We start from the raw sequence: 12928 nt of genomic DNA on the forward strand, positions 1-12928 counted from the left end.
CCGGCTTTTTTCCGGTTCCGGCCTTACCGTTCGGCCACCGCAGACGTCTGCAGGGCCGCCCCGTTCAGGAAGCGGCGCAGCGACGCCGGCTTCACCGGTTTGTAGAGCACGCCGCAGCCGCACCGCTCCGCCTCGGCCCGCACCGCTTCGGACCGGTCGGCGGTCAGCAGCAGCCCCTTGACCGGACGGCCCCACAATTCCCGCAACCGCTGCAGAACCGCAAGCCCCGTCTGCCCTCCGCCTACGTGATAATCCACGCAGACCACATCTGGAAGTGTGCCGTCGAAGGGGGCGAGCGCCGCCAGCGCGCCGGCCACGTCCGACGCCGTCGCCACCCGGCAGCCCCATTGGCCGAGCAGGGCGCGCAGGCCGGCCAGGATCGGCTCTTCATTGTCGATGCACAGCACCAGCAGCCCGGCCGACAGGGCGGCGGGGACGGTGACCGGGCGGGCGACCGGGGCGGCGCGCGCCTGCTCCATCGGCACCTCCACCGCGAAGCCGGTGCCGCGCCCGACGATGGAGTGCAGAGTCACCCGATGGCCGAGCAGCCGGGCGATGCGATCGACGATGGCAAGGCCGAGGCCCAGCCCCTTGTCGGCCGGGTCGCCGCCGCCATCCGCGCCGCCCAGCCGGCGGAACTCCTCGAACACCTCGCGCCGCTTGGCCTCGGGGATGCCGGGGCCGGTGTCCCACACCTCGATGCGCAGGCGGTCGCCCCCCAGAGAATTGTTATGGGTTGGATCGCGGCGGCGCCGGCAGCCCAGCAGCACCCGGCCCTTGGGCGTGTAGCGGATGGCGTTGGACAGGAAATTCTGCAGCACCCGGCGCAGCAGCTGCGGGTCCGACCGCACCACCGCACCGCAGCCGACCACCTTCAACGTCAGCCCGCGTTCCTGCGCCAGGGCGGAGAACTCCACCCCAAGTCCGCCCAGCAATTCGTCGATGGCGAAGCTGCGCATCTGCACCCGGACATTGCCGGCATCCAGCGAGGAGATGTCGAGCAGCCCGCCCAGCAGCATCTCGGTGGAGCGCAGGGCGGCGGCGGCATTGTCGATCATGCCGCATTCGGACACCCGCTGCTCCACCGTCGGCAGGGGAACGCGGATGCTTTCCTCCAGCGCCGAGACGAACAGGCGGGCGGCGTTCAGCGGCTGCAGCAGGTCGTGGCTGGCGGCGGCGAGGAAGCGGGTCTTGCTGGCATTGGCCGCCTCCGCCTCCGCCTTGGCCTGCTGCAGGGCGTCGGTGCGCTCCTGCACCCGGTGCTCCAGGCTTTCGTTGGCCTCGCGCAGGGCCTCGGCGGCGCGGTAGCGCTCGGTCACGTCGGTGTAGGTGGAGACGTAGCCGCCCTCCGGCAGCGGGTTGGCGACGATCTCCAGCACCGTGCCGTCGGGCCGGCGCCGCTCGTAGCGGTAGGGCCATTGCAGGTTGGCGGTGTCGCGGTTGATCAGCAGCGCCTTCATGTCGTGGGCGCTGTATTCGCCGCGCCGCTCGTTGAAGCGGATCAGGTCGGCGAAGGGCACGCCCACCCGCACCATGTCCGCCGGCAGGTCGAGCAGTTCCAGGTAGCGGTGGTTCCAGGCGGCGATGCGGTGGTCGGCGTCGATCACGCAGATGCCCTGGCCGATGTTCTCCAGCGTCGCCTGCAGCAGCTTGCGGTTGAAGCGCAGCGCCTCCGACGCCTCGTCCAGCATCGCCATGGCGTCGCCGCGCGACAGCGACCGCCCCTGGAGCGAGGCCGCCATCACCACCCGCGCCGACGCGGCACCGATGGCGCCGGCGATCAGCGTCTCGGTGAAGCGGACGGCGTCGAGGTCGGCCGGTCCTGCCTCGCCCTTGCGGCCGGCGGCATAGGCGTCGAAGGCGGCGTTGCCGCGTTCCGCCCCGACGAAGCGGATGGCGAGCGCCCGCAGGTCGGCCAGCTTGGCGAGCGCCTGGGGGGTGTCGTCGTCGTCCTGGTCGGCGGTGGCGGTGGTGTAGAAGACGGCCTGCGTGCGCTCCACCGCGCTGGGCCGGGCGAGCAGCGATCCGGCGACGAAGGCGATCAGGTTGGCGAGCAGGCTCCACAGGCTGGCGTGGGAGATCGGGTCCAGCCCCTCGATGCCGAACAGCGCCTGCGGCCGCAGCCAGCCGATGCCCCAGGGACCGACATCGAACAGCGCGTCGGGCACCGGGACGATGCGGGCCATCGACGGCACCAGCAGGGTGTAGACCCACAGCAGGAAGCCGGCGCCCAGCCCCGCCAGCGCCCCCACCCGGTTGGCCCGCGGCCAGTAGAGCCCGCCGAAGAAGGCCGGCCCGAACTGGGCCACCGCGACGAAGGAGAGGAGGCCGATGACGGTCAGCGGATAGTCGCGGTCGACCAGCCGGTGCATCACATAGGCCAGCAGCAGGATGCCCAGCACCGACAGCCGCCGCACCAGCAGCAGCGTGCCGACCATGTCGCGCCGGCCGACGCGGGCGGCGAAGCGCGGTCGGCTGAGCAGCAGCGGCATCGCCACGTCGTTGCACAGCATGGTGCTGAGCGACACCGCGGCGACGATGACCATGCCGGTCGCCGCCGACAGGCCGCCGATGAAGGACAGCAGGCTGAAACCGCTGGCTCCCGCCGCGATGGGCAGGGTGATCATGAAGGTATCGGGGTTGATCCCGTCGCCGAAGGTGACGAGGCCTGCCACCGCGATGGGGATCATCAGCGCGCTGAGCGCGACCAGATAGGTCGGATACATCCAGGCGGCGGCGCGCAGATGGCGGGGATTGTCGTTCTCCACCGTCATCACATGGTACATCTGCGGCAGGCAGAGGAAGGCGATGATCGAGATCGCCGTGTTCGACCACCAGGTCGGATCGGAAAAGCTGGGCGACAGCAGCGGTTCCGCCTGCGGCCGGGCGATCAGGTCGGTGTAGCCGTCGAACATGCCCCAGACGATGAAGGCCGCCACCGCCAGGAAGACGGTCAGCTTCACCAGACTTTCGAAGGCGATGGCCAGCATCAGGCCGCGGTGATGTTCGCTGGCGTTTATGTGGCGGACGCCGAACAGGATGGTGAAGACCGCCATCGACAGCGCCACCGCGAAGGCGGTGTCGCCCCAGATCGGCGGCGGCAGGGCCGCCGGAGAGGCCAGCGAGGGCGCGGTCAGCACGTCGAAGCTGGCGGCAACCGCCTTCAGCTGGAGCGCGATGTAGGGCAGCACGCCGACCAGCGCCGTCAGCGTCACCAGCGCCGCCACCGCCTGGCTCTTGCCATAGCGGGCGCCGATGAAGTCGGCGATGGAGGTGACGTTCTGCGCCTTGGTGATGGCGATGATCTTGGTCAGCACCGGCCTCGCCGCCAGCAGCAGGATCATCGGCGCCAGATAGATCGGCAGGAAATCGAAGCCGCTGGCCGACGCCCGCCCGACCGACCCGTAGAAGCTCCAGCTCGTGTTGTAGATGCAGAGCGTCAGGGCATAGAGAATGCCGGCCGCGCGCGGGGAGGACAGCACCAGCGTTCCGCCCGCGGTGCGCCGGTCGCCCCACCAGGCGATGGCGAACAGAACGCCCAGATAGGCCGCCGACACGGCCAGGACCAGCCAACTCTGCACGACCGACGGACCTCTCGGGAGGGAGGGGAGGGGGAACGGAACGGGGGATGGAAAAGCCGGCAGACCCTATCCCAATCGCCCCGCCGGCAACAATGGCCGGCGGTCCGCGGCTGGAACGATCGGGGGTCTCCGTCGGTTTACTGCGTCGCCGCCGCTGGGAAAGCGTCGCGAAAAGCCCAATCTGTGGCAAGATGGCTTATCGTGAACGAGCCCGGCCCTCGGTGCCGGACCCGGTGCGTGGCCTGAAACGGAAGACGGACACCCAACAGAATGCTGATAGACGCCTATTTGGGGTTCCGGGTCGGGGACATGGTCCTGGATCGCGCGGAGCTTGCCGCCGGTACCGCCACCATCAAGGAGATCCACGTCGTCCCGTGCGACTGGGCGCATGGCCTGACCGGCATCGCCGTCATGGAGAATGGCGCCGAGCGCTTCATCGTCCAGCTGAAGAAGGTGCGCCCGACCGAAGAGGTCGAGACCGAAAGCAACATCCGCCCCCTGCGCCACCGCGCGCGCTGAGCGGAACGATAGTGCGCTGAAGACGGCCTGAGAACGGTGAGGCCCGCCGCCCCGGATCGGAGCGGCGGGCCTTCGTTTTCAGGCGATGACTGCGCTGGCCGGGGAGCCGGGGCGGCGTCAGTGGCGCAGCTGGACGCGTCCGCCGCCCATGCGCGCGTCGTCGACGCGGGCGATGGCGGGCAGGCCGCGCAGGAAGGCGGCGCCGGTGTCGGTCGCCTCGAACAGGACATGGCCCTGGCGGTCCTGGCCGCGCAGGCGCGCCTCGGTCGCCATGCCGGCATTGCGGACGGCGGCCGACAGCTCGGACACGGCCTTCCAGATGCGGGCACGGTGTTCGGCGGCGCTGGAACAGCCGGAGGAATCCGCGACGGCCAGCGTTACGGTAAAGGAATGAAGCTCGATCGCCATGGTGGCACCACGGAACATGAATTTCGGGATTGAAGCACCCGGATCGTTCCGGCCATCGGCCGGATACGGCGCCGGCCCTTGGGATCGAGAAACTCAGTCGTAACGGGGAAGCTTCGACAGGACGATGTCGCTGATGAGGCCGCGGAGCTGGCTGACCGGGAGCTGTTCGACCGGCATGCGGACGGCGCGGGCGTAGGTCTCGCAAACGTGCCAGGCATGGTCGGGTTCGACCAGGATGTGCCGGGCGAGATCTTGGTCGTCGGCGTTCGCCCGACCGGGGAGCGCCTTTTCACAGGCCAGGACGGTTTGCACCATGTCGCTGGCCAGACTGTGCAGATTCATGGATGGCACCTTCCCATGTTCGGAAATTGGTTGGGGGCACGAACAGATTAAACCTTCGAGCCAGTCCCCACAACGGTGCCTATGACGTTCGGCTGTGACAAATGGACGTTCGTGCCACAGCGGGCGCATCGGCAAAGCTGACGGTGGCCGGCCTCTAACCGGCATCAACATAGGTCGGGGCGATTTATTCCGCCTGTGACCGTTTCGCGGGTCAGACGCGGCAAATTCCGGCGGACTCCACCGGCAATCCCCTCTTGCGCCGGCCGCGGTTTTCCCCATTGGGGCAAGGCGTTGCCGGTCGCTCCCGATCCCGGCGGGCCGGGACCGGGAGCTGCCTTCACCCGGCCGTCAGGCGTCCAGCACGGTCCGGCTGTTCTTCACCACCAGCGCCTGGAAATAGGGCTGCAGCTTGGCGTCGTCGAAGCCGAAGGCCTGCTGGAAGCGGATGATCAGGTCGCGTTCGCCCTGCTCCGCCTCGCCGTCGGCCATGGCGCTGTCGATCATGTTCAGCAGGATGCACAGGCGCTGCTGCTCGGTCAGCTTCGGCGCGACCTCTCCCAGGAAGGTGTCGGGCGGGGTGCTGCGCGCGAACTTGAAGCAGCGGTCCAGCTCCTCCCGCGTGGCGTTGCGGCCGAGCACGGAAAGGAGATGGCCCACCTCCTCCGGATCGATTTCGCCGTCCGACCCCATGCAGTAGATCAGCGAGACGACCAGCGCCCGGCGCGGGTTCAGCTCCAGCGGAGCGTTGCCCTTGAACATATCGAACAGACCCATGTTCCTAGCTCCCCAATGGTCGAGATGCCCGCGCATTTGGGCCCGTGGGGTAGCCCGTGCAAGATGGGGGCGGCGGCGATTTTTCCGTGCGAGATCGGCCGATGCCGCCAGCCGCCGCCGCCCTCCATCGGGGCAAACCCTGAGGCGGGCCGCCGTCGAATAGCGCGCCGGCCCGGCGGGTTTCGTGATAGTTTGGACCTGAAGCATCGGTGTGGCCGCGTCGGTCGGGCTGCATCGCGCGGCGGGTCGGGGAATTCCGGGAGGATCTGTGGGACGCTTCGTCCGGGGCGCTCTGGTGGTGGTCGTCGTCCTGGCCGCATTGGCCGGGAACGCGGCGCACAGGATCTATTACGACTACCAGGACACGCAGCAGCGCCGCTTCGCCATGGTCCGCGACATGGCCCGGCTGGTGGACGACCATGTCCACCGGACGGTGCGCACGGCCGACATCGCGCTCGACCAGACGGCGGCGATGGTGGCGGAGGCCGGCGGGCTCCAGAAGGTGCGCGACCTGAAGCACTGGACCCGCCTGCGCGAATACGCCGCCCACATCGAGGGCGCGGACGCGATCTGGATCTATGACGCCGAGGGGCGGGCCGTCCTGGAATCGGCCAGCTTTCCCAACCGCATCGCCGGCTTCGCCGATCCGGCCGGGCTGGAGGCCCTGCGGAGCGGCGTGCGCCTCCATATCGGCGCCGGGCAGCCGGGCCGCACCGGCAGCCAGCCGCTGGTCTTCCCGGTATCCCGCCCCCTGCATGACGACGAGGGGCGCTTTGTCGGCGTGGCGTCCGCCGCGATCCGGGTCGATACCCTCACCGATTTCTACAACATGCTGGGTTTCGAGTTCGATCCGCTGATCGGCGTCTACCGTCCGAACGGCGAGGTCGTCGCCCGCCGCCCGGCGACCGAAGCCTCGGTGGGCCGGTCGGTCGCCGACGGACTGCTGTTCCAGACCAAGCTGCGCGAGGCGCCGGAGGGGCAAATTCTGTTGCCGTCGATGCTGGACGGCGTGCTGCGCATCGCTGCCTACCGCACGATGCGCGATTACGGGCTGGTGGTGCTGACCGGCATCGACCGGACCGAGGCGATGGCCGCCTGGCGCACCCGCACGCTGTACACGGTGGTGGAGACCATCGTCGGGTTGCTGGCGATCCTGGCGGCGCTGGCCTGGGGCCTGCGTTACCTGGACCGCGAGCGCAAGGCGCAGGTGGCGCTGGCCGAGGCGCGCAACGCGGTGGAGCGGACCAGCGCCGAGCGCGACGAGAGCGCCCGGCTGGCCGCCGCGCTCGACCATGCCCGAGACATGGCGGAGACCGCGCGTCAGGCCGCCGAGGCCGCCAACCGCGCCAAGGGCGAATTCCTGGCCGGGCTGAGCCACGAGCTGCGCACCCCGCTGAACGCGGTGATCGGCTTCGCCGACCTGATCGCGCGTGAGGCGGAGGGGCCGGCCGGCACCCCGGTCTACCGGCAATATGCCGCCAATGTCCGCGATTCCGGCCAGCATGTGCTGGAGTTGATCAACGAGATCCTCGACCACGCGCGGGCGGAGGCCGGGGTGCTTCCCATCGAGGAGGGGCGCTGCGACCTGGAGGCGGCGGCCGACTTCGCCGTCCGCATGCTGACCCCGCGGGCCGAGCGTGCCGGCGTGCTGCTGTCGGCGGTGGTGGCGCCGGCGGCGCGGCACCTGCGCGGCGACGAGCGGCGCATCCGCCAGATCCTGCTGAACCTGATCGCCAACGGGGTGAAATACACGCCGTCGGGCGGGGCCGTGACCCTGTCGGCCGCGGTGGATGACGGCGTTCCGGTGATCCGCGTCACCGACACCGGTCTCGGCATCCCTGCCGAAGATGTCGACCGCGTGCTGGAGCCCTTCGCCCGCGTGGAAAGCGCCGCCAACCGCGGAATCGAAGGTGCGGGGCTGGGGCTGCCGCTGACCAAGCGGCTGGTGGAACTGCATGGCGGCACCCTGGCGCTGCGCAGCACGCTGGGCGTCGGAACCACGGTGACGGTGCGCCTGCCCGCCGCCCGCCTGTTGCCGCCGGAACCCCGGCTGGCGCCGCAGCCGATGCCTGCGCCCGCTCCCGCCGCGATCCCTGCCGCTTCGGCAACGCCCCCGGCCCCGACCCCGACCCCGACCCCGACCATGCAGCCGCTGTCGGTCCTGCTGGTGGACGACGATCCGACCGTGCGCGACATGGTGGCCGGGCTGCTGCGCGGCTGGGGGCACCGTGTGATCGCGGCAGCCAATGCCAACGAGGCGCTGGTGATCCTCGACGGGTCGGAACCGCTGGACCTGATGCTGAGCGATGTGGTCATGCCGCCGGGCATGGACGGCACGGAGCTGGCGCGGCAGGCCGCCCGCATGCGCCCCGGCCTGCCGGTGCTGCTGGCCTCCGGCTTCGCCGCGCATGCCGTCGGCAACCCCGCCGCCTTCGGACCAGAGGTGGCGATGATCGCCAAGCCCTTCTCCATCGACGAGTTGCGGCAGCATTTGGCCCGCATCGCCGGTGGGCGCGGGGCGGCGACCCTGACTGCACCGTCCTCCCTCCCGGCCCCTCCCTTGGTTTCCGTGCCGGCTCCTGCCGCACCCCGGCCGGCGGGGCCGCCGCGCCTGCTGATCGCCGAGGATCTGTCGATCAACCGCGAACTGCTGGCGGCCCTGTTCCGCGACAGCGGCTATGGCATCGATCTGGTTGCCGACGGTGCCGAGGCGGTGGAGGCGGTGCGGGCCGGCGACTATGATGTGGTGCTGATGGACGTGCAGATGCCGGGCATGGACGGGCTTGAGGCCAGCCGGGCCATCCGCGCGATGCCGCCGCCCCGCGGCGATGTGCCGATCCTGGCGCTGACCGCCGGCTCATCCGAAGAGGAACGGCGCCAATGCCGCGAGGCCGGCATGAACGGGCATATCGGCAAGCCCTATGACCGCGAGATCCTGCTGCGTCAGGTCGCCCGCACCCTGGCATCCGGCCGCAGCCGCACGGGCGTCGCGTAAACGGTCGTGGACAGCCCTCAGGGCCGCTCGACTCAAGGCTGCTCGAACACCTGCGGGAAATGGGCGAGGCGGCGGCCGAACAGGCTTTGCGCCGTGGCCTCTCCCGAGGTCGAGGTCTGGACCTGGGTCATCGCGGCCGGCATCACCGCAGGCATCGCCGGGGTGGCGGGCAGGGCGCGCGCGGAGGTCGGGCGGGACCGGCGTTCGGACTTCTCGGGCGGGGCGTAGAAATGAAGGGTCAGCTGGCCGTCGGCTTCCGCCGCATAGGGCAAGCCGGGGGCCGTCCGGCGTTCGGCGCCGGGAAGCACATACTGCTCGCCTTGGTCGGTGCGTTCGATATGCGGCATGACCGGTATCCTGTCTCCACCGTACCGATCCTGCCGTTCCCGCCCTTCCGGGTCAAGGCCGCGCTGCTGAACGAAGGGTTTATCCGTTCGCGTCGTGTTCCTGCCCCCGATTCCCCGCCCCGGCCGCCCCTCCCGGTTACCCATCCGGGCGGGCCGGCGGCGTGCCTACGGGCGCAGCAGGCCGGCCACCAGCAGGTAGGACAGGGCGGCGACGATGCCGGAGGCGGGAATCGTCAACACCCAGGCCCAGACGATTCGGCCGGCCAGACCCCAGCGCACCGCCGAGGTGCGGCGGGCGGAGCCGACGCCGACGATGGCGCCGGTGATGGTGTGGGTGGTCGAAACCGGAATGCCCAGCCACGTCGCGCCGAACAGCGTGATGGCGCCCGCGGTCTCGGCGCAGAAGCCCTGATAGGGCTTCAGGTCGGTGATGCGCGAGCCCATGGTGCGGACGATGCGCCAGCCGCCCATCATGGTGCCCAGCCCCATCGCCGCCTGACAGGTGATGATGACCCAGAAGGGCACGTAGAAGGTATCGCCCAGCATGCCCTGGCTGAACAGCAGGACGGCGATGATGCCCATCGTCTTCTGCGCGTCGTTGCCGCCATGGCCCAGGCTGTAGAGTGCGGCGGAGACGAGCTGGAGATGGCGGAACTGTCGGTCGACCGTGAAGGGGGCGGCGCGGCGCAGCACCCAGGACACCACCAGCATCAGCAGCAGGGCCAGCAGCAGGCCGATGCCCGGCGACAGCACGATGGCGACCGCCGTCTTGGTGAAGCCGCTGGCGATGATGGCGCCGAAGCCGGCCTTGGCGATGCCGGCCCCGGCGATGCCGCCGACCAGCGCATGGGACGACGAGGACGGCAGCCCGAGATACCAGGTGATCAGGTTCCAGCCGATGGCGCCGATCAGCGCCGCCAGGATCACCGCCGGGTCCATCACCAGCGGATCGACCAGACCGGTGCCGATGGTGGTGGCGACATGCAGGCCGAAGAACAGGAAGGCGATGAAGTTGAAGAAGGCCGCCCACAGCACGGCCAGCTTGGGCGACAGCACGCGGGTCGACACCACGGTGGCGATGGAGTTCGCCGCGTCGTGCAGGCCGTTGATGAAGTCGAAGGCGAGCGCCACGAAGACGATGAAGACGATCGCCGGCAGGGCGAGCTGGAGGGCGTCCATTGCCGCCGCCTCAGACCTGATCGAGCGTGATGCCCGCGACCAGGTCGCCGACGTCGTCGCAGCGGTCGGTCACCGCCTCCAGCATCTCGTACAGCTCGCGCCGGCCGAGGAAGGCGATCATGTCCGGCTTCTCGGCGATCAGCGACTGCAGCGCGTCGCGCAGCACGTCGTCGGCCTCGTCCTCCAGGTCGGACATGCGGCCGCAGAGATGGTCGATGCGCTCCGCATTGCGGGCGATGGCGCCCAGCAGCGGCATCAGCTCCACCATCACGTCGGCCTGCTGGCGGATCAGGACGACGAAGCGGCGCATCGGCTCGTCGAACGTTTCGATGCCGTAGAGGCCGGCATGGCGCGGCACCTCGTCCATCAGGTCGATGGCGTCGTCCAGCGCGTTGATCAGCGACAGGATGTCCGACCGGTCGAAGGGGGTGATGAAGGCGCGGTGCAGGTCGCGCCCGGCATCCTTGGCGATGCGGTCGGCGTCCTTCTCCACCCGCTTCAGCGCCGCGATCTTCTGCGCCCGCTCCTCTGGCCCTGCGTCCATCACCGCTTCCAGCGCGGCGGCTGCGGCCACGATGTGGCGGGCCTGCTCGACGAACTGGTCGACGAAGCGTTCCTCCTTCGGCATCAGCGAACGGAAAGCGCGCAGCAGCATGGGACGGTGACTCGCGGTGACTGGGGTGATTTGGCGCCGCTCTTAGCACGCTTCGCCGCGCGGTGCAGCGGCGCTTTGTCATGTAACAGTCATGAAACAGTCATCCGGTAGCAAAATCGCCACAGGTTGCGGCCCCTGCGCACTTTCCAGACACGTGACGGAATGATCCGGATCGGCTGTACGGGGCCATGGAAAGGGGGATGCCGCCTCCCCAAATGACCGTCAGGCCCCCTCAAGACCGCAGGTTTGCCCGCATGACGTGCCCATCCAGCCCCATCCGCCGCCTTGCCGTGCCGGCCCTGGCGGTCCTGCTGCTCTCAACCGCCCCGCTGCAGGCGCAGACGGCGGCGCCGGCGGATCCCGCCGGGCGTTGCAGCCCGACCGTCTCGGCCGCGCTCAGCACATGGGACGCCGGCCTGGCGACGGCGGAGCGGTTCGGCGACAGGGCGGTGGCGCTGGCGCGCGAGAAGGGGCGGGAGTATCTGCTGCCTCTGCTGGGCATCGACCCGAAGACGGCGCCGCCCGACGCCGGGAACGGCGGGACGGCCGACGATGTCGGCCGCGCGCTGCAGGAAAGCCGCGACGATCCCAAGCGGCGCGCCGAACTCTGCGCCGCCATCACCCGCGCTGCCGACGAGGCCAAATCCTCCGCCGGGGCCGGGCTGGATGCGCTGAAACGCGCGCTCGACGGCTGGCAGCTGTCGCCTGGGCCGGTCAATCCGCCGGCCGAGCCCTCCAGGACGGACGGGCTGATCCGCACCTGAGGGGATGGGAAGAGGCCGGAGCCTCTTCCACGGTAACAGCCCCTACAGCCAGAACTCCTTACAGCCAGGACTCCTTACAGCCAGTCGGGCACGCGCTCGGCCGCCAGCATCTCCTCCACCGTCGGGCGGGGGCGGATGACGGAGAAGCGGTCGCCGTTGACCAGCACCTCCGGCACCAGCGGCCGGGTGTTGTAGGTCGAGGCCATCACCGCGCCATAGGCGCCGGCCGACAGGAAGGCGACGAGGTCGTCGTCGGCCAGCGGCGGCAGCGGGCGCTGCACGGCGAAGGTGTCGCCGCTCTCGCACACCGGGCCAACCACGTCGTAGGGCTCCGCCGCGACGCCGTCGGCCGGCTCCGCCACCGGGACGATGCCGTGATAGGCGTCGTAGAGCGACGGCCGGATCAGGTCGTTCATCGCCGCGTCGACGATGGCGAAGCGTCGGTGCAGACCCTGCTTCACATAGATGACGCGGCTGACCAGGATGCCGGCATTGCCGACCAGCGAACGTCCCGGCTCCAGCGTGATGCGGCAGCCGAGATTGCCGGTGATGGAGCGCACCATCGCGGCATAGTCGGCCAGATCGGGCGGCGCCTCGTTCCTGTAGGTGATGCCGAGCCCGCCGCCGAGATCCAGGCGCTGGATGTCGTGGCCGTCCTCGCGCAGCTGGTGCAGCAGCGCCGCCACCCGCTCGTAGGCCGCCCGGAAGGGGGCGAGGTCGGTCAGCTGCGAGCCGATATGGACGGCGATGGCGACCGGCTTGATGCCCGGCAGGTCCGCCGCGCGCCGATAAATCTCGCGCGCGTGGTCGTAGTCGATGCCGAACTTGTTCTCTTTCTTGCCGGTGGAGATCTTGGCGTGGGTCTTGGCGTCGACGTCCGGGTTGACGCGGAAGGCGATGGGGGCCTCCACGCCGAGGCTGGTCGCAACCTCGCTCAGCGCCTCCAGCTCCGGCACCGACTCGACGTTGATCTGGTGGATGCCGGCCTCCAGCGCAGCGCGCAGGTCGTCGCGGGTCTTGCCGACGCCGGAGAAGACGATGCGCTCGGCCGGGATGCCGCCGGCCAGCGCGCGCTTCATCTCGCCCACCGACACCACGTCGCCGCCGGCGCCGAGCCGGGACAGGGTGCGGATGACGGCGAGGTTGGAGTTGGCCTTCAGCGCATAGCAGACGCCGGCATCCTGCCCGGCGAAGGCGCCGGCATAGGCGTTGTAATGCGATTCCAGCGCCGCGGTGGAATAGAGGTAGAAGGGCGTCCCCACCTCGCGCGCCACATCCTCCAGCGACACGGACTCGGCGTGCAGCACGCCGTTGCGGTAGGCGAAGACACTCATGGGAGAACCGTTGGGCGAACTATAGGCGGA

Annotated in this window: 11 protein-coding genes; 3 read left to right on the plus strand and 8 right to left on the minus strand. The window is 69.9% G+C overall.

Annotated features, from left to right (window positions below):
* Window positions 1-23: 23 nt before the first annotated feature.
* Window positions 24-3581 carry a hybrid sensor histidine kinase/response regulator gene (locus AZOLI_RS25140; RefSeq protein ID WP_014189453.1) on the minus strand — a complete coding sequence of 1186 codons (3558 nt, stop codon included), beginning with the start codon at window positions 3579-3581 and terminating at the stop codon, window positions 24-26.
* Between the two features lie 309 nt (window positions 3582-3890).
* On the opposite strand from AZOLI_RS25140, the gene AZOLI_RS25145 reads away from it, so the two are divergent.
* Window positions 3891-4100 carry a hypothetical protein gene (locus AZOLI_RS25145; protein WP_193353760.1) on the plus strand — a complete coding sequence of 70 codons (210 nt, stop codon included), beginning with the start codon at window positions 3891-3893 and terminating at the stop codon, window positions 4098-4100.
* A 117-nt stretch (window positions 4101-4217) separates the two neighbouring features.
* On the opposite strand, the gene AZOLI_RS25150 is transcribed toward AZOLI_RS25145, so the two are convergent.
* The 3 genes from AZOLI_RS25150 to AZOLI_RS25160 all read right to left on the minus strand — a co-directional run bounded on the left by AZOLI_RS25150 (window position 4218) and on the right by AZOLI_RS25160 (window position 5624).
* Window positions 4218-4508 (minus strand): hypothetical protein, encoded by a 291-nt coding sequence (locus AZOLI_RS25150; RefSeq protein WP_014189455.1) that lies wholly within the window; start codon window positions 4506-4508, stop codon window positions 4218-4220.
* A 93-nt stretch (window positions 4509-4601) separates the two neighbouring features.
* Window positions 4602-4850, minus strand: a complete 249-nt coding sequence (locus AZOLI_RS25155; RefSeq protein WP_014189456.1) for a hypothetical protein — start codon at window positions 4848-4850, stop codon at window positions 4602-4604.
* Window positions 4851-5198: 348 nt separating this feature from the next.
* Window positions 5199-5624, minus strand: coding sequence for a TerB family tellurite resistance protein (locus tag AZOLI_RS25160; protein WP_014189457.1), 426 nt, complete (start codon window positions 5622-5624; stop codon window positions 5199-5201).
* A gap of 268 nt (window positions 5625-5892) precedes the next feature.
* On the opposite strand from AZOLI_RS25160, the gene AZOLI_RS25165 reads away from it, so the two are divergent.
* A complete protein-coding gene (locus AZOLI_RS25165) occupies window positions 5893-8619 on the plus strand; it encodes a response regulator (protein ID WP_014189458.1) in 2727 nt (908 codons plus the stop codon).
* A 32-nt stretch (window positions 8620-8651) separates the two neighbouring features.
* On the opposite strand, the gene AZOLI_RS25170 is transcribed toward AZOLI_RS25165, so the two are convergent.
* The 3 genes from AZOLI_RS25170 to AZOLI_RS25180 all read right to left on the minus strand — a co-directional run bounded on the left by AZOLI_RS25170 (window position 8652) and on the right by AZOLI_RS25180 (window position 10800).
* A complete protein-coding gene (locus tag AZOLI_RS25170) occupies window positions 8652-8966 on the minus strand; it encodes a hypothetical protein (RefSeq protein ID WP_014189459.1) in 315 nt (104 codons plus the stop codon).
* Between the two features lie 165 nt (window positions 8967-9131).
* Window positions 9132-10145, minus strand: coding sequence for an inorganic phosphate transporter (locus tag AZOLI_RS25175; protein WP_014189460.1), 1014 nt, complete (start codon window positions 10143-10145; stop codon window positions 9132-9134).
* 10 nt (window positions 10146-10155) lie between these two features.
* A complete protein-coding gene (locus AZOLI_RS25180; protein WP_014189461.1) occupies window positions 10156-10800 on the minus strand; it encodes a DUF47 domain-containing protein in 645 nt (214 codons plus the stop codon).
* Window positions 10801-11054: 254 nt separating this feature from the next.
* On the opposite strand from AZOLI_RS25180, the gene AZOLI_RS25185 reads away from it, so the two are divergent.
* A complete protein-coding gene (locus AZOLI_RS25185) occupies window positions 11055-11564 on the plus strand; it encodes a hypothetical protein (protein WP_014189462.1) in 510 nt (169 codons plus the stop codon).
* Between the two features lie 74 nt (window positions 11565-11638).
* Here AZOLI_RS25185 and lysA read toward each other — a convergent pair whose 3' ends face one another.
* Window positions 11639-12898 (minus strand): diaminopimelate decarboxylase, encoded by a 1260-nt coding sequence (gene lysA, locus AZOLI_RS25190; RefSeq protein ID WP_014189463.1) that lies wholly within the window; start codon window positions 12896-12898, stop codon window positions 11639-11641.
* Window positions 12899-12928 lie beyond the last annotated feature (30 nt).

The organism is Azospirillum lipoferum 4B, assembly GCF_000283655.1.
Taxonomy (GTDB): domain Bacteria; phylum Pseudomonadota; class Alphaproteobacteria; order Azospirillales; family Azospirillaceae; genus Azospirillum; species Azospirillum lipoferum_C.